12 protein-coding genes and 2 pseudogenes are annotated in these 23,087 nt (G+C 75.3%); 11 read left to right on the forward strand and 3 right to left on the reverse strand.

Features of this window, described 5'->3' with window-relative positions; translation table 11 throughout:
- Positions 1–39: 39 nt before the first annotated feature.
- From meaB to mutA, 3 genes are read right to left on the reverse strand one after another with little or no spacing between them, the layout of a single operon-like run.
- Positions 40–1,029: a methylmalonyl Co-A mutase-associated GTPase MeaB gene (meaB, locus tag AB0P35_RS22635; protein ID WP_095871136.1), complete on the reverse strand. Its 990-nt coding sequence runs from the start codon at positions 1,027–1,029 to the stop codon at positions 40–42.
- A gap of 11 nt (positions 1,030–1,040) precedes the next feature.
- Positions 1,041–3,239, reverse strand: coding sequence for a methylmalonyl-CoA mutase (scpA, locus tag AB0P35_RS22640; protein ID WP_363513321.1), 2,199 nt, complete (start codon positions 3,237–3,239; stop codon positions 1,041–1,043).
- Positions 3,236–5,119, reverse strand: a complete 1,884-nt coding sequence (mutA, locus tag AB0P35_RS22645) for a methylmalonyl-CoA mutase small subunit (protein ID WP_363513324.1) — start codon at positions 5,117–5,119, stop codon at positions 3,236–3,238. Before mutA ends, scpA begins: the two co-directional genes overlap by 4 nt.
- A gap of 421 nt (positions 5,120–5,540) precedes the next feature.
- On the opposite strand from mutA, the gene AB0P35_RS22650 reads away from it, so the two are divergent.
- The 11 genes and pseudogenes from AB0P35_RS22650 (at position 5,541) to AB0P35_RS22700 (ending at position 22,927) form a co-directional block, all read left to right on the forward strand.
- Positions 5,541–6,629 carry an ABC transporter substrate-binding protein gene (locus AB0P35_RS22650; protein ID WP_363513327.1) on the forward strand — a complete coding sequence of 363 codons (1,089 nt, stop codon included), beginning with the start codon at positions 5,541–5,543 and terminating at the stop codon, positions 6,627–6,629.
- 91 nt (positions 6,630–6,720) lie between these two features.
- Positions 6,721–8,350: pseudogene (locus AB0P35_RS22655) on the forward strand (sugar ABC transporter ATP-binding protein).
- Entirely contained in the window at positions 8,347–9,315 is a 969-nt protein-coding gene (locus tag AB0P35_RS22660; protein ID WP_363513330.1) for an ABC transporter permease, read from the forward strand. Before AB0P35_RS22655 ends, AB0P35_RS22660 begins: the two are co-directional and overlap by 4 nt.
- Positions 9,312–10,363, forward strand: a pseudogene (locus AB0P35_RS22665) (ABC transporter permease). The gene AB0P35_RS22660 and the pseudogene AB0P35_RS22665 overlap by 4 nt, the downstream one beginning before the upstream one ends.
- A 37-nt stretch (positions 10,364–10,400) precedes the next feature.
- Positions 10,401–11,414 (forward strand): LacI family DNA-binding transcriptional regulator, encoded by a 1,014-nt coding sequence (locus AB0P35_RS22670; RefSeq protein WP_363513333.1) that lies wholly within the window; start codon positions 10,401–10,403, stop codon positions 11,412–11,414.
- A gap of 39 nt (positions 11,415–11,453) precedes the next feature.
- On the forward strand, positions 11,454–12,557 hold the full coding sequence (locus AB0P35_RS22675; RefSeq protein WP_363513336.1) for an aldose epimerase family protein: 1,104 nt from the start codon (positions 11,454–11,456) through the stop codon (positions 12,555–12,557).
- Positions 12,558–13,106: 549 nt separating this feature from the next.
- Positions 13,107–15,662: a sensor histidine kinase KdpD gene (locus tag AB0P35_RS22680; protein ID WP_363513339.1), complete on the forward strand. Its 2,556-nt coding sequence runs from the start codon at positions 13,107–13,109 to the stop codon at positions 15,660–15,662.
- 89 nt (positions 15,663–15,751) lie between these two features.
- The gene (locus AB0P35_RS22685) at positions 15,752–16,435 is read left to right on the forward strand and encodes a response regulator (RefSeq protein WP_363513342.1); all 684 of its coding nucleotides are present in this window, start codon (positions 15,752–15,754) and stop codon (positions 16,433–16,435) included.
- Between the two features lie 218 nt (positions 16,436–16,653).
- Positions 16,654–19,647 (forward strand): type 2 lanthipeptide synthetase LanM family protein, encoded by a 2,994-nt coding sequence (locus AB0P35_RS22690; protein WP_363513345.1) that lies wholly within the window; start codon positions 16,654–16,656, stop codon positions 19,645–19,647.
- Between the two features lie 68 nt (positions 19,648–19,715).
- On the forward strand, positions 19,716–19,910 hold the full coding sequence (locus tag AB0P35_RS22695; RefSeq protein WP_363513348.1) for a hypothetical protein: 195 nt from the start codon (positions 19,716–19,718) through the stop codon (positions 19,908–19,910).
- Positions 19,911–19,939: 29 nt separating this feature from the next.
- Positions 19,940–22,927 (forward strand): AAA family ATPase, encoded by a 2,988-nt coding sequence (locus AB0P35_RS22700; RefSeq protein ID WP_363513351.1) that lies wholly within the window; start codon positions 19,940–19,942, stop codon positions 22,925–22,927.
- Positions 22,928–23,087 lie beyond the last annotated feature (160 nt).

The following is a 23,087-nucleotide window of genomic DNA, read 5'->3' on the forward strand; positions in this document are numbered from 1 at the left end:
GGCGCGGTCGCCGCGCCCCCACCGGCCGTCGCCGCGGGGTCAGTTCGCCGTGCCGAAGCCGTCCAGGATGCGCTGGGCGGCCAGGGTGGCGGTCAGCGTGCCCTGCCGGACCTGGTCCTCGACGACGGGGACCAGCCGCCGCACCTCCGGGTGCTCGCGGAGCCGGGCGAGCAGCTGGTCGTGGACCATCGCCCAGGTCCAGTCGACCTGCTGGTCGCGCCGCTTGGCGTCCAGCGCGCCGGTGGCGTCGAGCAGGGTGCGGTGCTGCCGGAGGCGCTCCCAGATCACGTCCAGCCCGCCGCCGGCGAGGCCGCTGCAGGTGAGCACCGGCGGTGTCCAGGCGGCGTCCGGCGGCTGGAGCAGCCGCAGGGCGCCGGCCAGTTCGCGGGCGGCCGCCAGGGCGTCCCGTTCGTGCGGGCCGTCCGCCTTGTTGACGGCGACCAGGTCGGCCAGTTCCAGGACGCCCTTCTTGATGCCCTGGAGCTGGTCGCCGGTGCGCGCGAGGGTGAGCAGCAGGAAGGAGTCCACCATGCCCGCGACGGTGGTCTCCGACTGGCCGACGCCGACCGTCTCCACCAGGACGACGTCGTAGCCGGCCGCCTCCATCACCACCATGGACTCGCGGGTGGCGCGGGCCACGCCGCCGAGCGTCCCGGAGGTGGGGGAGGGCCGGACGAAGGCGTTCGGGTCGACGGCGAGCTTCTCCATCCGCGTCTTGTCGCCGAGGATGGAGCCGCCGGTGCGGCTGGAGGTCGGGTCGACGGCGAGCACCGCGACCCGGTGGCCGAGGCCGGTGAGCATGGTGCCGAGGGCCTCGATGAAGGTCGACTTGCCCACCCCGGGCACGCCGGTGATGCCGACCCGGACCGCCCTGCCGGAGTGCGGCAGCAGGTCGACCAGCAGCCGCTGGGCGAGCTCGCGGTGGTCGGGCCGGGTGGACTCGACGAGGGTGATGGCCCGCGCGATCCAGGCGCGCGAGCCGTCCAGGACACCCTGCCGGTACTGGTCGAGGTCGATCGTCCGGGCCACGGCTCAGCGGCTCACAGCTCGTGGCCGAGGTCGGCGGCGAGCGAGGTGAGCAGGTCGTGCGCGGCGTCCGGGATCACCGTGCCGGGCGGGAAGACCGCGGCGGCACCCATGTCGAGGAGCGTCGGGATGTCCTGCGGCGGGATGACACCGCCGACCACGATGGTGATGTCCTCGCGTCCGGCCTCGGCGAGTTCGGCCTTCAGTGCCGGCACCAGGGTGAGGTGGCCGGCCGCCAGCGAGGAGACGCCGACGATGTGCACGTCGGCCTCGACGGCCTGCCGGGCGACCTCCGCCGGGGTCTGGAACAGCGGGCCGACGTCGACCGTGAAGCCGAGGTCGGCGAAGGCGGTGGCGATCACCTTCTGGCCGCGGTCGTGGCCGTCCTGGCCCATCTTGGCGACCAGGATGCGGGGGCGGCGGCCCTCGGCCTCCTCGAAGCGCTCGACCAGGTCGCGGGTGCGCTGCAGGGAGGTGGACGGGCCTGCTTCGTCTCGGTACACACCGGAGATGGTACGGATCTGGCCGGAATGCCGGCCGTACACCTTCTCGAGTGCGTCGGAGATCTCGCCGACGGTGGCCTTGGCGCGGGCGGCGATCACCGCGAGCGCCAGCAGGTTGCCGTCCAGCGAGGCGCCCTGCGGGCCGGCCTCGGCGGCCCGGGTGAGCGCGTGCAGGGCGTCCTGGCAGGCCTGCTCGTCCCGCTCGGCGCGCAGTCGGCGCAGCTTCTCGACCTGCTGGGCGCGGACCGAGGAGTTGTCGACCTTGAGGACGTCGATCTGCTCGTCGTTGGCGACCCGGTACTTGTTGACGCCGATCACCGGCTGGCGGCCGGAGTCGATCCGCGCCTGGGTGCGGGCGGCCGCCTCCTCGACGCGCAGCTTGGGGATGCCCGCGTCGATCGCCTTGGCCATGCCGCCGGCCGCCTCGACCTCCTGGATGTGCTGCCAGGCGCGGCGAGCCAGGTCGTGGGTGAGCTTCTCGACGTACGCCGAGCCGCCCCACGGGTCGATGACCCGGCAGGTGCCGGACTCCTGCTGCAGCATCAGCTGGGTGTTGCGGGCGATCCGGGCGGAGAAGTCGGTCGGCAGCGCGAGCGCCTCGTCCAGGGCGTTGGTGTGCAGCGACTGGGTGTGGCCCTGGGTCGCGGCCATCGCCTCCACGCAGGTGCGGGTGACGTTGTTGAACACGTCCTGGGCGGTCAGCGACCAGCCGGAGGTCTGCGAATGGGTGCGCAGCGACAGCGACTTGGCGTTCTGCGGGTCGAACTGCTTGACCAGCTTGGCCCAGAGCAGGCGGGCCGCGCGCAGCTTGGCGACCTCCATGAAGAAGTTCATGCCGATCGCCCAGAAGAACGACAGCCGGGGCGCGAAGGCGTCCACGTCCAGGCCGGCGCCGAGGCCGGCCCGCAGGTACTCCACACCGTCCGCGAGGGTGTACGCCAGCTCCAGGTCGGCCGTGGCACCGGCCTCCTGGATGTGGTAGCCCGAGATGGAGATCGAGTTGTACCGCGGCATCTTCTGCGAGGTGTACGCGAAGATGTCCGAGATGATCCGCATCGAGGGCTGCGGCGGGTAGATGTACGTGTTGCGGACCATGAACTCCTTGAGGATGTCGTTCTGGATGGTCCCCGCCAGCTTCTCCGGCGGCACCCCCTGCTCCTCGGCGGCCACGATGTACAGCGCCAGCACGGGCAGCACCGCGCCGTTCATGGTCATCGAAACGGACATCTTGTCGAGCGGGATGCCGTCGAAGAGCTGGCGCATGTCGTAGATGGAGTCGATGGCCACGCCGGCCATGCCGACGTCGCCGGTGACCCGCGGGTGGTCGCTGTCGTAGCCGCGGTGGGTCGGCAGGTCGAAGGCGACCGAGAGGCCCTTCTGGCCGGCCGCGAGGTTGCGGCGGTAGAAGGCGTTGGACTCCTCGGCGGTGGAGAAGCCCGCGTACTGGCGGACCGTCCACGGCTGGTTGACGTACATCGTCGGGTAGGGGCCGCGCAGGAACGGGGCCATGCCCGGGTAGGTGCCGAGGAAGTCCAGGCCCGCCAGGTCGTCCGCGGTGTACAGCGGCTTGACGCCGATGCCCTCCGGGGTCTCCCAGAGCTGCTCCTCGACGTCCTTGCCGGTGGCCTGCTGCCAGGCGGCGCGCCACTGGGCGCTGTCGCCGGCGGCTTCGCCGGAGCCCAGCCCGATGGTGGTGAAGTCGGGGATCATCGGGCCACTCCGATCGTGTCGAGGAGGGAGGTGAGGACCTCCACCGCGTCGCAGCCCGCGAACACGAAGGAGTCCACTCCCGCCCGCTGGAAAGCCTCGCGCAGCTCGCCGGGGCGTCCGGCCAGCAGCACCTGGGCGGCTCCTGCGGTCTTCAGCGCCTTGGCGACCGCCTCGCCGTGCTCCTCGTACAGCGCGTCGCTGGAGCACAGGCAGGCCACGGTCGCGCCGCTCGCGGCGAAGGCCTCGGCCAGCGAGGCTGTGTCGCTGCCCTCGCCACCGACCGTCTCGATGCCGCCGGCCTGGAAGAGGTTGGCGGCGAAGGTGGTGCGGGCGGTGTGCGCCGCGGCGGTGCCGAGCGAGGCCAGGAACAGCCGCGGCCGGGCGCCGGTGGCGGCCAGGTGCGCGTCCGAGCGGTCGCGCAGCGCCTCGTAGGCCTCGGCGCGGCGGACCTGCGGCAGGCCGCCGCCGCGACGGGCGGGCGCGCTCTCGCGGACCAGCGGCTGCTCGCCGAGGTTGGGGAACTCGCTGACGCCGGTGACCGGCTCGCGTCGCTCGGCGAGCCTGGCGGTGCGCTCGGCCCAGGTCGCGGCGATCCGCTCGCCGACCAGGCCGGAGGCGAGGGCCTCGCGCAGGCCACCGGCCCGCTCGATCTCCTGGAACCAGGCCCAGGCGGCCTGTGCCAGCTCGTCGGTGAGCGTCTCGACGTACCAGGAGCCGCCGGCCGGGTCGATGACCTTCGCCAGGTTCGACTCCTCCAGCAGGATCGACTGGGTGTTGCGGGCGATCCGGCGGGCGAAGGCGTCCGGCAGGCCGGCCGCGGCGTCGAAGGGCTGCACCGTGACGGCGTCCGCGCCGCCGACGCCGGCGGCCAGGCAGGCGACGGTGGTGCGCAGCATGTTCACCCACGGGTCGCGGGCGGTCATCATCACCGAGGAGGTGACGGCGTGCTGGCGCTGCGCGGCGGCCGGGCCGGTCACCCCGGAGACCTCGGCGACGCGGGCCCACAGGCGGCGCGCGGCACGGAACTTGGCGATGCCGAGGAACTGCTCCTCGGTGGCCGCGTAGCGGAACTCCAGCTGGCCGGCGGCCTCGTCGACGCTCAGGCCGGCGGCGGTCAGCGCGCGCAGGTAGGCGACGCCGGCGGCCAGCGAGCAGCCGAGCTCCTGGGCGGCCGAGGCGCCGGCGTCGTGGAAGACGAGGGCGTCGACGGCCAGGGCACGCAGGTTCGGGTAGGTGCGGCCGCAGTGCGCGGCGAGGTCGGCGGCCTCGGCGAGCTGCGTGGTGGTGGCGGTGTCGTCGCCGGTGCGGGCGAGCAGGCCGAGCGGGTCGGCGCCGAGGTTGCCGGAGGCGACGTCCGCGGGGACCGCGCGCTCGGCCAGCAGTGCGAACAACTGCTCGGCGGCGGGCCGGAATTCGGCGCCCGCGTCGAGCACGACCGAGGCCAGGTCGAGGTAGACGCCCTGCAGTGCGGCGGGCAGCGAGGCAATGGGCAGGCCGCCCTCGCCGACGGTCAGCCAGAGCGAGGTGACGCCGTTCTCGAGGTCCGCGAGGATCGCCTCGTTGGCCCGGACGGTGTCCGGGTCGGCGTGCCGCTGCCGTACGTCCCAGCCGGAGACGGCCGAGCCGTTCGGCCGACCACCCCGCAGATACGGCGCGAAGCCGGGGAGGCCGGCGTCCGCCGGGGCGTCCTCGGCGGTGTACAGCGGGCGGGCGCTGAGCCCGTCCTGGAGCTTCGTGGTGAGCGCTTCCTCCGCCTGCACGCCGCTCGCGTCCTGCACACCCGACTTGCGCAGCACGCCTTCGACGAGGCGCTGCCACTGCTCGCGGGTCGCATCCGGGAACTCGGCGGCCAGGGGAAGCCCTTCAGGCTGGACCGTCATGTGTGCAGGTTAGTGCCCGTTAGCAGGTCGGCAGCAGATCAATCCAGTGTGACCTTTCCCTCGCTGCACTCCAGGTGACGGGGAGTGCAGCGGCCCGGACGGCGGCCGCGGCGGACGCCGGACGCCCCAGGTGCCGGTCCGTCAGTTCGGCCGGGCACGGCGTCGATGCCGGTTTCGACCATGCGTGCCGCGACCCTTGTCGGCCTTGCGGCGCCGGTTGTATAACGTTGTAAACGCCCGCTGGAGAGCGCGATCTCCACCGCGGGCCGCTCTTCCCGCACGTCAGCGAAGCTTCCCTCCGCCTCCCCGATCCGGCCGCCACCGGTGCGTCCCGGCGTGCCCGGGTGCGCCCCGGACCGCCACGGCGCGTCCGGAACCGCCACGGCCCGGTGCCGCCCCACCCGTCAAGGAGCGTCGTCGCATGGCCAGCATCCGCAGATCCCGCCTGCTCGCCTCCGCCGCGCTGCTCGCCTCCGCCGCCCTCGTCCTCACCGGCTGCGCCAAAGAGGAGGCCCCGTCCGCCGGCTCCGGCGACGGGCAGGCGGCCCAGGCCGCGACCCGCGCGGCCGGCTCCGCCCCGGCCGCCGGCGCCGGCTGCACCCTGCAGGGCACCGGCACCCCCAAGATGGACCTCAAGGACGCCGTGGTCGGCTTCTCCCAGTCGGAGAAGGAGGCCAACCCCTTCCGCATCGCCGAGACCCAGTCCATCAAGGACGAGGCCGCCGAGCTCGGCGTCAAGAAGCTGCTCACCACCAACGCGCAGTCCCAGCTGTCCAAGCAGATCAGCGACATCCAGGACATGCTCAACCAGGGCGCGCAACTGCTCGTCGTCGCCCCGCTGAACTCCGACGGCCTGCAGCCGGCCCTCGACGCCGCGGCCGCCAAGCACGTCCCGGTGATCACTGTCGACCGCAAGGTCAACGCCACCGCCTGCAAGGACTACCTGACCTTCATCGGCTCGAACTTCGTCGAGCAGGGCAAGCGGGCCGCCGACGCGCCGATCCAGGCCACCGGCGGCACCGGCAAGGTCGCGATCCTGCTCGGCTCGTCCGGCAACAACGTCACCACCGACCGCACCAACGGCTTCGTCGACCAGCTGAAGGCCAAGGCCCCGGGCATGGAGATCGTCGCTCAGCAGACCGGCGAGTTCGCCCGGGACAAGGGCCAGCAGGTGATGGAGCAGCTGATCCAGTCCAAGCCGGAGATCACCGCCGTCTACGCGGAGAACGACGAGATGGGCCTGGGCGCCGTCACCGCTCTGAAGAGCGCCGGCCGCAAGCCCGGCAGGGACGTCAAGATCGTCTCCATCGACGGCACCCGCAACGCCGTCCAGGCGCTCGCCGCCGGCGACTACAACGGCGTCATCGAGTCCAACCCGCGGTTCGGCCCGCTGGCCTTCGAGACCCTGCAGAAGTTCCTCTCCGGCGAGCCCGTCGCCGACAGCGTGATCATCACCGACCGCGCCTACGACCCGGGCAACGCCGCCGCCTCGGTCTCCGGCGCGTACTGACCCCGGCGGCGCCCGGCCGATCGTCCCCGGCCGCGCGCGGACCGTCCCCCTCGCCGTCTCCCCCCGCACCGCTGCCCCGGAGGTCCCACCCATGGCCCCACCCGACCCGGTGGCCGTCCCGCCCGCGGACGGCACCGCGCCGCCGCCCGCGCTGGAGGCCGTCGGCGTGGCCAAGCGCTTCTCCGGCGTCGTCGCCCTCGACGACGTCTCGCTCACCCTGCGCCCGGGCGAGATCCACGCCCTGGTGGGGGAGAACGGCGCAGGCAAGTCCACCCTGATCAAGGTCCTCACCGGCGTGCACCGCCCGGACGCCGGCGAGCTGCGGATCGCCGGGCGCCCCGTCACGCTGCACCGGCCGTTCGACGCCCAGCAGGCCGGGGTGTCGACGATCTACCAGGAGGTCAACCTCGTCCCGCTGATAAGCGTGGCCCGCAACGTCTTCCTCGGCCGCGAGCCGCGCACCCGGTTCGGCCTGATCGACTTCGCCCGGATGCACGCCGAGAGCGCCGAGTTGCTGGTCGGACTCGGCGTCCTTGTCGACCCGCGCCGCCCGCTGAACAGCCTCGGCATCGGCGCCCAGCAGATGGTCGCCCTCGCCCGGGCGGTGTCCGTGGACTCCCGCGTGGTGGTGATGGACGAGCCCACCTCCGCCCTGGAGCCGCGCGAGGTGGAGACGCTCTTCCGGGTGGTCGGCGAGCTGCACGCCCAGGGCATCGCCGTCCTCTACGTCAGCCACCGGATGGACGAGCTCTACCGGCTGTGCGACCGGGTCACCGTGCTGCGCGACGGCCGCCTGGTGCACACCGGCGAGCTGGGCGCCCTGGACCGCCTCGACCTGGTCTCGATGATGCTCGGTCGGGACGTCGCCGAGGTCCGCCGGCACGGCGTCACCGGCTTCGGCGAGAGCCACCGCGCCGACCGCGAACCCGTGCTCACCGCCCGCGGGCTGACCAGGCGCCACCAGCTGCACGGCGTCGGCCTGGAGCTGCGCCCCGGCGAGGTGCTCGGCCTCGGCGGCCTGCTGGGATCCGGCCGCAGCGAGACCGCCAAGGCGCTGGCCGGCGCGCTGCCGTTGGACTCCGGCAGCGTCGAGGCGGCTCGGCCGGCGCTCCCCGGCGGCCGCGATCCGGGCGGGCATCAGCCTGCTGCCGGAGGACCGCAAGGCCGAAGGGGTCGTCCCCGAGCTGTCCGTCCGGGAGAACATCGTGCTCGCCGCGATGCCCCGGCTCTCCCGCTTCGGCCTGGTCTCCCGGCGCCGCCAGGACCGGCTGGTCGAGGTCTTCATGAAGCGGCTGCGGATCAAGGCCTCCAGCCCCGAGCAGAAGATCGGCGAACTCTCCGGCGGTAACCAGCAGAAGGTGCTGCTCGCCCGCTGGCTCTGTCTGGAACCCCGGGTGCTGCTGCTCGACGAGCCCACCCGCGGCATCGACGTCGGCGCCAAGGCCGAGGTGCAGGCGCTGATCGACGAACTCGCCCGGGAGGGGCTGGCCGTGCTGCTGATCTCCTCCGACATCGAGGAGCTCGTCGAGGGCGCCGACCGGATCACCGTGCTGCACGCCGGTGCCGTCGCGGGCGAACTCACCGGCGAGCACGTCACCGAGTCCGAGCTGCTCGCCCTGCTCGCCGACCGGGCCGCGCCCGCATCGGCCGCCGCGCCCGCATCCCGCCCGGCCGCCGAGCCAGCCGCCCCGGCACCACCGGCCCACGAGGAGAAGCGATGACCCAGCCCGCCCTCGCCGGGCGCCCCGCCGCGCTGCGGCTGCCGGACGCCGCCCGGCTGCAGAAGTACGGCGTGTACCTCGCGGTCGCCGTCCTGCTGCTGTTCAACGCGCTCTTCACCGAGCACTTCCTGACCGTCGACAACCTGCGCACCCGGCTCGTCCAGGTCGCCCCCGTGGTGATCGTCGCGCTCGGCATGGCCCTGGTCATCGGCACCGAGGGCGTCGACCTGTCGGTCGGCTCCACCATGGCCCTGGCCGGCGCCCTGCTGCCGCTCTACCTCGGCTACGGGCTGCTGCCCGCGCTGCTGATCGCCCTGCTGGCCGGCGTCGCCGTCGGCCTGGTCAACGGCACGTTGGTCTCCGTGGTCGGACTGCAGCCGATCGTCGCCACCCTGGCGCTGTTCGTCGGCGGCCGCGGCCTCGCACTGGTCGTCGCCGACGGGCAGCTCAAGCAGATCGCCAACCCCGACCTGCTCGCCCTCGGCGCCGACAGCCTGCTCGGCGTCCCGTGGACGGTGCTGATCGCCGCGGTGCTCGCCCTGCTCGTCGCCGGCCTCGTGCACCGCACCACTTTCGGCCGCCGGCTGGTCGCGATCGGCGGCAACCGCACCGCCGCCGCCCTGGCCGGCCTGCCCGTGCGTCGGGTGCTGACCGGGGTGTACGTGCTCTGCGGGGTGTTCGCCGCCCTCGCCGGTGTGCTGGCCACCGCCCGGCTCTCCGCCAGCGACCCCTCCGCGCTCGGCACCCTGATGGAGCTCTCCGCCATCACCGCGGTGGTGGTCGGCGGCACCCCGCTGACCGGCGGCTCCGTCCGCGTCCTCGGCACCGTCACCGGCGCCCTGCTGATGCAGCTGCTGCGCGCCACCCTCGTCAAGCACGACCTGCCCGACTCCACCGCCCAGATCGCCCAGGCGGCCATCATCCTGGCCGCCGTGTACGCCGCCCGGGAGCGTCGGTCCCGATGAAGAAGCCCGTTCTGCTGCCGTCCGCGCCGGCCGTCGTGCCCGCCGGCCCCGCCCCCGTCGCCACCACCGGTCCCGCCCCCGGCCCGGGGGCCCTCCCCGGCCGGCTGCTCGGCCGTCTCCAGCGGCAGGCCGTCCCGGCCGTGCTCGCCCTGCTGGTGCTGGTCTCCTCCGTGCTGTTCCCGTCCTTCGGAACGCTGGACAAAGCCCGCAGCATCACCGTGCAGACCTCCTTCCTCGCGATCGTCGCGCTCGGCATGACGCTGGTGATCCTCACCGGCGGGATCGACCTGTCGGTCGGCTCGGTCTTCGCGCTCGGCGGCGTGCTGGCCGCCTGGGCCTCGCAGTGGGGGGTCGTCCCGGCGCTGCTGCTGCCGCTCGCGGTCTGCGGCAGGATCGGCGCGATCAACGGCCTGTTGGTCGCCCGCGCCGGGATGGCGCCGTTCATCGTCACCCTGGCCACCCTGCTCGCCGCCCGCGGCCTTTTGCTCGCCGTCACCCACGAGGGCGCCACCACCTACCTGGTGCCCCGGGGATCCGCGTTCGCCGAACTCGGCCAGGGCACCGTGTGGGGCTTCGGCCACCCGGTGCTGATTGCACTGGCCCTGTTCGGCCTCGGCGGGGTGCTGCTCCAGCGCACGCCGTTCGGCCAGAGCGTGTTCGCGATCGGCGGCAGCGGCGACGCCGCCACCCTGATGGGGCTGCCGGTGGCCCGCACCCGGGTGCTGGTCTACCTGCTGAGCGGCCTGCTCGCCGGGCTCGCCGGGGCGCTGAACGCCGCCCGGCTGTCCTCCGGGGTCACCATCGTCGGCGTCGGCATGGAGCTCGACGCGATCGCCGCGGTGGTGATCGGCGGCACCCTGCTGACCCCGGCGGCGCCGGCACGGTCGGCGGCACGCTGTGGGGTGTCCTGCTCCTCGCCGTCATCCAGAATCTGATCAACCAGATCGGCTCGCTGAACTCCTCCTACCAGTCCGTGGTCAGCGGCGGTTTCCTGATCGTGGTCGTCCTCGCGCAGCGGTACCTCTTCCGCTCGCGTCCCACCCCGTAGAAATGACCCGACAAACAGTCGGCCGAGAGGGAACACCGTGGTCAGTCTGAAGGACGTCGCGCAGCGCGCCGGAGTGTCGATCAAGACCGTCTCCAATGTGGTGAACGGCTACCAGCACGTCACCCCGGCGATGCGCGAACGCGTGCAGCGCGCGATCGACGAGCTCGGCTACCGGCCCAACCTGACCGCGCGCCACCTGCGCAAGGGCCGCACCGGGATCATCGCGCTGGCCGTGCCCGAGCTCGGCAACCCGTACTTCGCCGAGCTCGCCGGCGCGGTCATCGACGCCGCCGCCCGGCACGACTACACCGTCCTGCTCGACCACACCGGCGGCCGCCGCGACCAGGAACTGCTGGTCTGCCAGGGCTTCCGGGCGCACGTCATGGACGGGCTGATCCTCAGCCCGATCGAGCTCGAGTCGGAGGACCTGCTCGCCCGCACCGACACCTCCCCGCTGGTGCTGCTCGGCGAGCGCGAGTACGACGCGCCGTACGACCACATCGCGATCGACAACATCGCCGCCGCGAGACTCGCCGTCCGGCACCTGATCGACACCGGCCGGCGCCGGATCGCCTTCCTCGGCGCCCGCCAGGAGAGCGCCCGGCCCCCCGCCCACCTGCGGCTGCGCGGCTGGCGGGAGGAGCTGGCCGAGGCCGGCCTGCCCGCCGACGACGCCCTGGTCGTCGCCACCGAGGCCTACGGCCGGGAGGACGGCGCCCGCGCCATGGCCGCCCTGCTGGACCGCGGCCCGCAGCCGGACGCCGTGTTCGCCTACAACGACACCGTCGCCGTCGGCGCGCTGCGCACCCTCGCCGACCGCGGGCTGCGGGTGCCGGAGGACGTCGCCGTGGTCGGCTTCGACGACATCGACGAGAGCCGCTTCGCCCACACCCCGCTCACCACCATCGCCCCCGACAAGGAGGCGATCGCCCGGCTCGCCGTCGACTGCCTGGTCGACCGGCTGGCCGGCGCCGCCGCGACCGAACCGCGCCGGGCCCGCCCCGGCCACCGCCTGGTCGTGCGCGAATCCACCGCAGGGCGGCCCCGGTGAGCACACCGGCCCGCCGCCCGCCCGCCGCAGGAGCGAGGCATGCCCCCCACCGTCCGGCCCCCCACCGTCCGGCCCCCCACCGTCCGGCCCCCCACCGTCCGGCGCAGCGCGTACGGCACGACCCCCGACGGCCGGGCGGTGCACGCCTGGACCCTGACGGCCCCCGGCGGGGTGCACGCCACCGTGCTCACCCTCGGTGCCGCACTGGCCGCGCTGACCGCCCCCGCCCCGCGCGCGGCGCCGGGGCCGGTGGTGCTCGGCCTGCCCTCGCTGCACGCCAGGGCCGGCGACCACCCCTACCTCGGGCCGGTCGTCGGCCGGTACGCCAACCGCATCGCGCACGGCCGCTTCACCCTGGACGGGACGGACCACCGCGTCCCGGTGAACGACCGCGGCCACGCGCTGCACGGCGGGCCGGACGGCTTCCACCGGCGGGTCTGGCAGGCCGCGCCGACCGAGGACGGCACCGGGGTCGAGCTGCGTCTGCACAGCCCGCACGGCGACATGGGCTTCCCCGGCGCGCTCGACCTCACCGCCACCTACCGGCTGGCGGAGCCGGGCACGCTGGCGATCGACTACCGGGCCGTCACCGACCGGCCCACCGTGGTCAACCCGACCAACCACGCCTACTTCAACCTGGCCGGCCACGGCACCGTCCACGACCACGTGCTGGAGCTGTCCGCCGACCACTACCTGCCGGTCACCGACCGGGGCATCCCGCACGGGCCCGCCGAGCCGGTCGCCGGGACCCCCTTCGACTTCGGACGGCCCGCACGGCTCGGCGAGCGGATCGCCGCCGACCACCCGCAGGTCCGCGCCGCGGGCGGGCTCGACCACTGCTGGCTGCTGCGCCCTGCCGGGCCAGGAGAGCTGCGGCACGCGGCGACCCTCGCCGGGCCCGCCGCCGGCCGCCGGATGGAGGTGTGGACGACCGAGCCCGGCGTGCAGGTGTACACCGGCAACAACCTGGACGGCACCCTGCCCGGCGCCGACGGGAGGCCGCTGCCACGGCACGCCGGAATCTGCCTGGAGACCCAGCACCTGCCGGACTCGCCCAACCGCCCGGAGTACCCGAGCACCGTGCTTCGACCCGGCGAGATCTTCCGCAGCAGCACCGAGTTCCGCTTCACGTCATGGAATTGACTGATCGTCTGGAGCGCTCCCGGCGGTCGTCCGCGGCCGCCGTCCAGAACGGCCGCCGCCCGGCTGCGGATCTCTGCCGTCCCGACCGCCGGCCCGGACGGCACGCCCTGGGCGGCCTCCGGCGCCGCCTTCCGGATCCGCAACCTGCACTCCGGCGAGGTTTCCGTGGCGTGCGAGCGCCGGCCGGCGGGCCCCACCCACCCGCGGGGTTCCGCCGGCCGGCGGTCCTCGGGCGCACGGCGTCACGCGGGGTCGGCCGCGTCCCGGCGGGCGCCGGTTGGGAAGACGATCGTCGGTCAGGAAGGACGCAGGGCGCCCCGGACGGCCGACCGGCCGACCTCGCGCTCATCATCCTGATGCACAGCCTTCTTTCTTGCAAGTTATGTGCAATTGCTCGCCCCGGTGCGCCCTCTGCGTCAAGAAAGCGCCAGGATCCTCCCCGCGAAGCGGACAAACGGGGCACCTCGCCCGAGCGTGGATCTAGGCTCGGAGGCGCGAACAGGCGTCCGAAGCAGGGTCGGGCGCGACGGCGGAACGAGAATGGTGCACATGGCACGCGGCAGGCTTCGGATCTACCTCGGGGCGGCCCCCGGGGTCGGGAAGACGTACGCCATGCTCGGTGAGGCCCACCGCAGGGCCGCCCGCGGCACCGACGTGGTGATCGCGCTCGTGGAGGACCACGGCCGCGCCCGCACCGCCGAACTCGTGGCCGGCCTGGAGACCGTCCCGCGCCGCCCCGTCGAGTACCGCGGCGCCCGCTTCACCGAGATGGACCTCGACGCGGTGCTCGCCCGCCGCCCCGAGGTCGCACTGGTCGACGAGCTCGCCCACACCAACGTCCCCGGCGGCCGGCACGCCAAGCGCTGGGAGGACGTCGAGGTGCTGCTCGCCGCCGGCATCGACGTCGTCTCCACCGTCAACATCCAGCACCTGGAGTCGCTCGGCGACGTCGTCGAGGGCATCACCGGCGTCCGCCAGCGCGAGACCGTGCCCGACGAGGTCGTCCGCCGCGCCGACCAGATCGAACTGGTCGACATGTCGCCGCAGGCGCTGCGCCGCCGCCTCGCCCACGGCAACGTCTACCCGCCCGACCGGGCCGACGCCGCCCTCTCCCACTACTTCCGCCCCGGCAACCTCACCGCCCTGCGCGAACTCGCCCTGCTCTGGACGGCCGACCGGGTCGACGAGTACCTCCAGCGCTACCGCACCGAACAGGGCATCGCCGCCACCTGGCAGGCCCGCGAGCGGATCGTCGTCGGCCTCACCGGCGGCCCCGAGGGCGGCACGCTGATCCGCCGCGCCGCCCGGATCGCCGCCAGGGGCTCCGGCAGCGAACTGCTCGCCGTCCACATCGTCCGCCCCGAAGGCCCGGGCGTGCTCGCCGCGCCCGGCGAACTCGCCGCCCAGCGCCGCCTGGTCGAGGAGCTCGGCGGCACCTACCACGCGGTGCTCGCCGAGGACGTCCCCGCCGGCCTGCTCGACTTCGCCCGCGGCGTCAACGCCACCCAGCTCGTCGTCGGCATCAGCCGCCGCCGTGCCTGGCGCTCGCTGCTCGACCCCGGCGTCGGCGCCACCGTCATCCGCGAGTCCGGCGACGTCGACGTGCACGTCGTCACCCACGAGCACGCCGCCCGCGGCCGCCCCGGCCTGCCCGGCCGACTGCCCGTCAAACTCGGTCGGCTGCGCACCGTCGCGGGCTGGCTGCTCGGCTGCATCGGCCCGGTGCTGCTCACCCTGCTGCTGCTCGCCCTCGGCCCGGGCGTCGGCCTGCCCACCGCCGTCCTGCTCTTCCTCACCCTCACCGTGGGCGCGGCGCTGGTCGGCGGCGTCTTCCCGGCGATCGCCTCCGCCCTGGTCGGCAGCCTGCTGCTGAACTACTACTTCGCCCCGCCGACCCACACCTTCACCATCACCGACCGGGCCAACATCCTCGCCCTCGGCGTCTTCGTCGGCGTCGGCATCGCCGTCGCCTCGGTCGTCGACCTCGCCGCCCGCCGATCCCAGCAGGCCGCCCGCAGCCGGGCCGAGGCCGAGACCCTGGCCTTCCTCGCGGGCAGCGCGCTGCGCGGCCAGGACGGGCCGGAGGACCTCCTGGAACGCGTCCGGGAGACCTTCCAGATGGAGTCCGTCGCGCTGCTGGAGCGCCCGGGCGACCGCGGCCCCTGGCAGACCCGCGCCGCGGTCGGCCACCGCCCGGCCGGCCGCCCCGAGGACGCCACCGTCGACGTGCCCGTCGGCGACCGGCTCGCCCTCGTCCTCACCGGCCGGGTGCTGCCCGCCGGCGACCGCCGGGTGCTCGGCGCCTTCGCCGCCCAGGCCGTCGCCGTCCTGGAGCGGAAGCGGCTCGCCGAGGAGGCCGCCGAGGCCCGCCGGCTCGCCGACTCCAACCGCATCCGCACCGCCCTGCTCGCCGCCGTCTCGCACGACCTGCGCACCCCGCTCGCCGGCATCAAGGCAGCCGTCACCTCGCTGCGCTCCGAGGACGTCGCCTGGAGCCCCGAGGACGAGGCCGAACTCCTCGAAGGCATCGAGGAGGGCGCCGACCGGCTGAACCAGCTGATCAACAACCTGCTCGACATGAGCCGGCTGCAGACCGGCAGCGTCAACCCGCTGCAGCGGGACGTCGACCTGGACGAGGTCGTCCCGCTCGCCCTCGCCGGCGTGCCGGCCGGGACGGTCCGGCTCGACGTCCCCGAGGACCTGCCGCTGGTCCGCGCCGACGCCGGACTGCTCGAACGGGTCGTCGCAAACCTGGTGGAGAACGCCGTCAAGTACAGCCCGCCCGACCTCCAGGTCACCGTCCGCGCCGACGCCCTCCGGCTGCCCGGCGGCGACCGCGTCGAACTGCGCGTCGTCGACCGCGGCCCGGGCGTCCCCGAGGAGGCCCGGGAACGGATCTTCGCGCCGTTCCAGCGCCACGGCGACGCCCCGCGCGGCAACGGCGTCGGCCTCGGCCTCGCCGTCGCCCGCGGCTTCGCCGAGGCCATGGGCGGCCGGCTCACCGCGGAGGACACCCCCGGCGGCGGCCTCACCATGGTGGTCGCCCTGCCCGCCGCCGCCCGCACCGCCCACGAGGCCCCCGCGCCCTCGGCGAGCACCCCGTGACCACGACCACCCCGGCAACGGCCGGGGCCACCGCAGAGGCAGCCGCAGAGGCGATCGCCGAGGCAACCGCAGAAAGGCGGCGCACATCCATGACCCGGGTCCTCGTGGTCGACGACGAACCCCAGCTCGTCCGCGCCCTGGTGATCAACCTCAAGGCACGGAAGTACGAGGTGGACGCCGCCCACGACGGTGCCTCCGCCCTCGCCGCGGCCGCCGCCAGGCCCCCGGACGTCGTCGTCCTCGACCTCGGCCTGCCCGACATGGACGGCACCGAGGTGATCCGCGGCCTGCGCGGCTGGACCAGGGTGCCGATCATCGTGCTCTCCGCCCGCCAGGCCTCCGACGAGAAGGTCGAGGCGCTGGACGCCGGCGCCGACGACTACGTCACCAAGCCCTTCGGCATGGACGAGTTCCTCGCCCGGCTGCGCGCCGCCGTCCGCCGCGCCGAACCGATGGCCGCCGGCGGCACCGAGGCCGTGCTCAGCACCGGCTCGTTCACCGTCGACCTCGCCGCCAAGAAGGTCAACCGCGGCGGCGCCGACGTCCGACTCACCCCCACCGAGTGGCACCTGCTGGAGGTCCTCGTCCGCAACGCCGGCCGACTGGTCAGCCAGAAGCAGCTGCTGCAGGAGGTCTGGGGTCCGGCCTACCGCACCGAGACCAACTACCTGCGGGTCTACATGGCGCAGCTGCGCCGGAAGCTGGAGGACGACCCGTCCGACCCGCGGCACTTCGTCACCGAGCCGGGTATGGGCTACCGCTTCGAGCCGTAGCCCCGGCCCGCCAGCCTGTCCGATGGGCGCCGGCCGGCCTCGCGTGGCTGAAAACATGCCATCGAAAGGTCCGATCGGCCCCCGGTTTCCCGCCGGGGGCACCCAGATTCCGACGAGCGGGCCGATCGCTCTGGGTACCGTACGTGTAGAAATCCGGTGAAGAGAGTGGCCGAATAGCACTCTTGTCTGGCGGACTCGTGAAATGACAGGCTCACGTCGTGAGCGGTGGTCGGACCACGGCGGCCGGTAAGGCCGCCGCCGGTGAGGGCGGTTGGTGGCGGCGAGCGGTCTCGGCCGCCGAGCCGTCCGGCGGCCCCGCCCCGGACTGGGCGGTCTTCGTCGACGCGGCGCTCACCGCCGCGCCCCGGTACCACCGGCCGCACGGAGCGGGAGGGCCGACCGTCGCCGCACCGCCCGGCGCGGGAGCGCTGGCCCCCGTCCTCGCCCCGTTCGCCGAGTCGGCCGCCGCCCGACTGCCGGCCCCGCCGCCCGCCGCCCGCGTCGACCTGCCCGCCGTCCGCGCCCGGTTCACCGCCACCCTCACCGACACGCTCACCCGGATCGCCGCCCGCACCCTCGTGCTGGAACTGCACAGCGCCCGGGACGCCGGCCGGCTCGCCGGCGCCACCTCCGCCGAACGCTTCGACGACTTCGTCGCCCTCACCGCCGGCCGCAGCGGCGCCCACGCCCTCGTCACCCGCTACCCCGTGCTCGGCCGCCTGCTCGGCCAGGCCGCGCTGCACGCCCGCGCCGCCCTCACCGAACTGCTCGACCGATTCGCCGCCGACCGGGCGGCGATCACATCCACCCTGCTCGGCGGCACCGACCCCGGCCCGCTGACCCGCATCGACACCGCCGCCGGGGACCGGCACCGGCGCGGCCGCAGTGTCGCCGTCCTCCGCTTCGCCGACGGCGCCCGGGTGGTCTACAAGCCGCGGCCGCTCGCCGTCGACCGGCACTTCGGCGAGCTCGTCCGCTGGTTCGACACCACCCCCGGCTCGCCCGGCCTGCGCGTCCCCGCCGTCCTCGACCGCGGCCGGTACGGCTGGACGGAGCACATCGCACCCGCCGACTGCCGCAGCGAGGACGAGGTCCGCCGCTTCTACCGCCGCCAGGGCGCCCTGCTCGCGCTGCTGCACGCCGTGGACGCCACCGACCTGCACTGCGAGAACCTGATCGCCTGCCGGGACCAACCCGTCCCCGTCGACGTGGAGACGCTCTTCCACCCGCCCGCCCCGGCGGACGCCCGCGACGACCCCGCGCGGGCGGCCCTGGACGCCTCCGTCCACCGCATCGGCCTGCTGCCCGTCCTGATGGTCGGTGAGACCACCGCCGTCGACGCCTCCGGCCTCGGCGGCGACGCCGGCGCCCCCGGCCCCGCCCGGGCCGTCGACTGGGCCGAGCCCGGCACCGACCGGATGCGGCTCGTCCGCCGCACCGCCGTCCTCCCCGGCGCCGCCAACCGGCCCCACCTGCACGGCACCCCCGCCGACCCCGCCCGCCACACCGAGGACCTGGTCGCCGGCTTCCGCGCCGCCCACCACACCCTCGCCCGGCACAGCGAGCACCTCACCGGACCGCACGGACCGCTCCGCCGCTTCGCCGCCGACGAGACCCGGCTGGTGGCCCGCGCCACACGCGTCTACGCGCTGCTGCTCGACGAGTCCACCCACCCCGACCTGCTCCGGCACGCCGCCGACCGCGACCGGGTCCTCGACCTGCTGCGCACCGAGGACCTCGGCGGCCCCGCCCACCCCCTGCTCCTCGCCGACGAACTCGCCGACCTGCGCGCCGGCGACGTCCCCTTCTTCACCACCCGCCCCGGCACCGTCGACGTCTGGAACGCCACCGGCCACCGCATCCCCGCCGCCCTCGACCGGACAGCCCTGGACCGCGTCCTCACCAGGGTCCGCGCCCTCGACACGGCGGACACCGCCCGTCAGGAGTGGACCATCCGCGCCGCCATGGCCGCCCGCTCGACCGCGGACCCGCATCGCCCTGACCCCCATTGCCCCGACCCGCAGCGCCCCGACCCCCACCGCCCGGGAGGTGCCCAGGGTGCGGCGTCAGGCCGTCGGCCGATCGACCCGGGGCGGCTGCTGGACGCGGCGCGGGCCGTGGGGGAGCGGGTGCTCGACCTCGGCCTGACCGGCGGCGGGCGCACCAACTGGCTGGGGCTCGGGGTACTCGGCGAGCGGTACTGGCGGCTGCAGCCGCTCGGCGCCGACCTGGGCACGGGCTACACCGGGGTCGCGCTCTTCCTCGCACAGCTGGCCCGGATCACCGGTGACACCCGCTACGCCGAGGCCGCCCACCGCGCGCTGCGGCCGCTGCCCACGCTGCTCGACCGCCTCGCGGGCGCCCCCGAGGACCTCGGCGCCGTCGGCTCCGGCGCCTTCGCCGGCCTCGGGGGCATCAGCTACGCCCTCGCCCACCTCGCCGCCGAGCTCGACGACGCCGACCTGCGCGCCCTCCTTCCCACCGCCGTCGAGCTGACCGCCGCCGCGGCCGCCGCCGAGAGCGGTGCCGCGGTCCTCGACGGCACCGCCGGCGGCCTCGCCGCCCTCCTCGCCGTCCACGAGGCCACCGGGGCACCCGCCGCACTCCACGCCGCCGAAGCCTGCGCGGCGCGGCTGGCCGTGGCCACGCCACCGGCCGGGACCGGCCTCGCCCTCGGGCGCGCCGGTGTCACCTGGGCCCTCGACCGCCTGCGCGGCGCGCCGGGACGGTCCGACGCCACGTCAGCTGTCCGGCCGGGTGGGCTGCCGGGCTCCCTCGACGCCTCGGCCGTCCAGGACGGCGACGCCCGCTGGTGCCACGGCCTGGCCGGGCTCGTCGCCGCCGCCCGGGGCCGACCGGGCGATGACGCTGCGGCCGCGGTGCGGGCACTGGCCCGGACACGTTCGTCGGCCGACCACAGCCTCTGCCACGGCGAGCTCGGGGTGCTCGACGTCCTCGCCACCGCGACCGCCGAAGCAGCCGCCGCCACCGAAGCAGCCGCCGTATCGGAGGCCGTCGCCGTCCTGGCCCGGCGCACCGATCTGCTCCTCGGAGACCTCGACCGGGACGGGCCGGTCTGCGGCACACCCGGCGCCGTCCCCTGCCCGAGCCTGCTGAACGGCCTGGCCGGCATCGGCCACGGGCTGCTGCGACTGGGCTGCGCCGACCGCATCCCGTCGGTGCTGCTCCTGGAGCCGCCACGGACGGGCTGACCCACCGAACGCCGGACCGTCCCGCACCCGGGACCCGGCGCACACCTCACGAAGGGAACCGCACAACCATGCACACCACCGACCGCACCCGCCCCCAGCACCGCCCCGCCACCCGCCCGGAACCCGCAGCCGACCACCCGGCCGGCGAGATCCGGCTGACGCTCGGTGCCGGCCTCGGCCGCCGCGCCGAGCTGCTGTCCGGGCAGAGCCTGTCGCTGAACGACACCACCGCGCCGTTCACCACCCAGACCCTCCCGTTCTGACCGCACCGCCCGTACCGAACCGACATCCCATGCGCATCAGCTCTCCGACCACCGTCGGCCGGCACGCCGAACTCGACCTCGCCCGGCAGCTGCTGACGGACGCCCGGAAGGGCGCCGGCCGCGGCCTCGTCCTGCTGGGCGAGGCCGGGATCGGCAAGTCCCGCCTGGTCGCCGAGTGCGCCGCCCTGGCCGGCGCGCTCGGCGTCCCGGTGCTGCGCGGCCGGGCCGGGGCCACGGGCCTCACCGCGCCCTTCCGTCCCCTGATCGAGGCGCTGTCCTCGCTCTCCCGCGGAGCCGGCCTGCCGACCGGCCCGGAACTCGCCCCCTACCGGCCCGCGCTGGCCAGACTCGTCCCCGAGTGGCGCGACCCCGGCGGGCCCGGCTACCCGGAGAGCGTCGTCGAACTCGCCGAGGCCGTCCTGCGGCTGCTCGCCGTCCTCGCCCGCGGCACCGGCTGCGCCGTGCTGCTGGAGGACCTCCACGCCGCCGACTCGGAGACCCTCGCCGTCCTCGACTACCTGGTGGACAACCTGGCCGACCTGCCCGTCCTGCTGGTGGCGACCCTGCGCCCGGAGACCGGCCCGGCACTCGACCTCGCCCGGTCGGCCGCCCGCCGCCGGGTCGCCTCCGTGGTCGCGCTCGGACCGCTGGAGGCCGCCGACGTCCGGGCGATCGCGGCGGGCTGCCTGGAGACCACACCCGAGGGCGTCCCCGACGACCTGGCCGCCCGGCTGTACGGCGGCGGCGAGGGCAACCCGTACCTGGTCGAGGAACTGCTCGCCGACCTGGTCCGCTCCGGCGCCCTGCTGCGCGGCCCGGACGGCTGGCAGCTGGTCGGCGAGCCCGCCGCGAGCGTCCCGGACGCCGTCGTCCAGGCCTACGGCCACCGGCTCGCCGTCCTCGACCCGCCCGTCCGCGGCCTGCTGCAGGCCGCGGCCGCGCTGGGCACCCGGTTCTCCCTCACCACCCTGCGGACGGCCACCGGCAGCGCCGAACCCGAACTCTTCGCCGGGCTGCGCGCCGCCACCGAGGCGGGCTTCGTCCGGCCCGACGGCACCCGGCACGACCAGTACGCCTTCCGCCACGCCCTCACCGGCGAGGCCGTCCTCGCCACCCTCCCGCCCGCCGAACGCGCGGCCCTCGCCCGGTCCGCGGCCGCCGCGCTGGAGGCCGCAGACCCCGCGCTCGGCGACGACGAGCAGTGCCGCCTGGTCGCCCGGCTGCTCGCCGCCGCCGGCGACCCGGCCGCCGCCGCCCTCCGCTACGCCGAGGCCGGCCGGCGGGCCCGCGAGAGCGGCGCCAGCGCCTCCGCCGTCGCCCTGCTGGAGCACGCCCATCGGCTCGCCGCCCCGCCCGACCGCACCGGCGTCGCCGAGTCGCTAGCCCTGGCCCTCGCCGAGGCCGGCCAGCTCGACCGGGCCCTCGCCGTCGCCGACTCCCCGGACCTCGCGGTGCCCTCCGCCCTCGGTACCGACCGCCGGATCGCCCTGCACACCCGGCTCGCCTGGGAGGCCGTCATGGCCGAACGGCGCGCCGACTCGCTCACCCAACTCGCCGCCGCCCGGGCCCTGCTCACCGACCCCGCCCCGGCCGACCCCACCCCCGTCGGTCCCACCCCGGCCGGCCCCGCGGCCGCCGCGACGCCGCCGGCCGACCAGCGCGCCGCCCTCGCCGTCGTCGAGGGCCACCTCACCCTGCTGCCCGGCCCGGACGGCCAGCTGCCGCCCCCCGAACAGGCCGAACGCCTCGCCCGGGAGGCCGCCGAGACCGCCGAGCGGGCACCCCTGCCCGTCGTCGCCTGCCAGGCCTGGCAACTGCTCGCGCTGCTGGGCCGCGAACGCGGCTTCGACCACGCCGACGCCTGCCTGGAGCGGATGCTCGCCGTCGCCGAGCAGCACGCCCTGCCGGTCTGGCGGGTCGAGGCCCTCGTCCGGCTCGGGGTCAACGCCTTCATGCGGACCGGGAGTTCACGCCGCCTCGAACAGGCCCGGGACATCGCCGGCGGCCTCGGCGCCCTGCTGCAGACCCAGACCACCGACGGCCTGCTCGCCATGCAGGCCGTCCTGCGCGGCGACCACGCCGCCGCCACCGCGATCGTCGACCGCAGCCTCGACGCCTCCGCCCGGCTCCGCAACCTCGCCACCCACCGGTACCTGCTGCTCACCGCCGCCACCCTCGCCGCGCACCGCGGCCGCCGCCGCGACATGGAACGCGAACTGCAGCGCTTCGACCGGGCCGGCGGCGAGGAGGCGTCCTTCCTCACCCCCGTCCTGTTCGGCCTCTGCCGGGCGGTCTGCGCCCTGCTGGAGGAGGACCGGGCCGGCGCCGAGGCCGAACTCGCCGCCGCGGCCGCCTGGGAGGACGACCACCCCAGCGTGTTCTACCTCTCCGGCCGCTACGGGCTGCGCCCGCTGCTCGACACCGTCGCCGGCCGCGCCGACCGGGCCCGTCTGGCGGCCTGCGCCGCCGCGCCCGCCGCCGAACTCGCCTGGAACCGGCAGTTCCTGCGGCTCGCCGACGCCGTGCTGCTCGGCCGCGAGGGCCACGCCGACCGGGCCGCCCGCACCGTCGACGAGGTCCGGCGGGACGCCGCCGGCCTCTTCCCGACCGGCTACCACCTCGGCCTGCGGCTGGCCGCCGAGGCCGCGCTCGCCGACGGCTGGGGCGACCCCACCACGTGGCTGCGCACCGCCGAGGAGTACTTCCACGGCCTGGACGTGCCGGCGGTGGCCGGCGCCTGCCGCGGACTGCTCCGGCGGGCCGGCGCCGGGGTCGCGCAGCGCCGCACCGGCCGCGACCAGGTCCCCGCCGACCTGCGGGTGCTCGGGGTGACGCTGCGCGAGTTCGAGGTCCTCGTCCTGCTCGCCGAACGGCCCGGCAACCAGGAGATCGCCCGCCGGCTCTCCATCTCCCCGCGCACCGTGGAGAAGCACGTGGCCGGGCTGATCCGGAAGACCGGCCGGCCCGGCCGCGACGGCCTGCGAGACCTCGCCCTCGCACTCGCCGTCGCCGGCTGAGCGCCGCCGTCCCGCACCGGGGGAGCTGCGCGGGCGCGCCGGGGAAAGGTGTGAGGACCATGGGGGCGGAATATGGGGGCCCGGCACCCATGTGCGGGGTGCGCGGGCCGCTGAATACTGCTCGGCAGAGAGGTGCGCATACGCCCGGTGCATCCGCCCG

The organism is Kitasatospora sp. NPDC085879, assembly GCF_040686255.1.
Taxonomy (GTDB): domain Bacteria; phylum Actinomycetota; class Actinomycetes; order Streptomycetales; family Streptomycetaceae; genus Kitasatospora.

Bases quoted from the DNA above. Each gene is read 5' to 3' on its own strand.
- scpA (WP_363513321.1), bottom strand. From the start codon at position 3,239: ATGATCCCCGACTTCACCACCATCGGGCTGGGCTCCGGCGAAGCCGCC.
- mutA (WP_363513324.1), bottom strand. From the start codon at position 5,119: ATGACGGTCCAGCCTGAAGGGCTTCCCCTGGCCGCCGAGTTCCCGGAT.
- AB0P35_RS22650 (WP_363513327.1), top strand. From the start codon at position 5,541: ATGGCCAGCATCCGCAGATCCCGCCTGCTCGCCTCCGCCGCGCTGCTC.
- AB0P35_RS22660 (WP_363513330.1), top strand. From the start codon at position 8,347: ATGACCCAGCCCGCCCTCGCCGGGCGCCCCGCCGCGCTGCGGCTGCCG.
- AB0P35_RS22675 (WP_363513336.1), top strand. From the start codon at position 11,454: ATGCCCCCCACCGTCCGGCCCCCCACCGTCCGGCCCCCCACCGTCCGG.
- AB0P35_RS22680 (WP_363513339.1), top strand. From the start codon at position 13,107: ATGGCACGCGGCAGGCTTCGGATCTACCTCGGGGCGGCCCCCGGGGTC.
- AB0P35_RS22685 (WP_363513342.1), top strand. From the start codon at position 15,752: ATGACCCGGGTCCTCGTGGTCGACGACGAACCCCAGCTCGTCCGCGCC.
- AB0P35_RS22695 (WP_363513348.1), top strand. From the start codon at position 19,716: ATGCACACCACCGACCGCACCCGCCCCCAGCACCGCCCCGCCACCCGC.
- AB0P35_RS22700 (WP_363513351.1), top strand. From the start codon at position 19,940: ATGCGCATCAGCTCTCCGACCACCGTCGGCCGGCACGCCGAACTCGAC.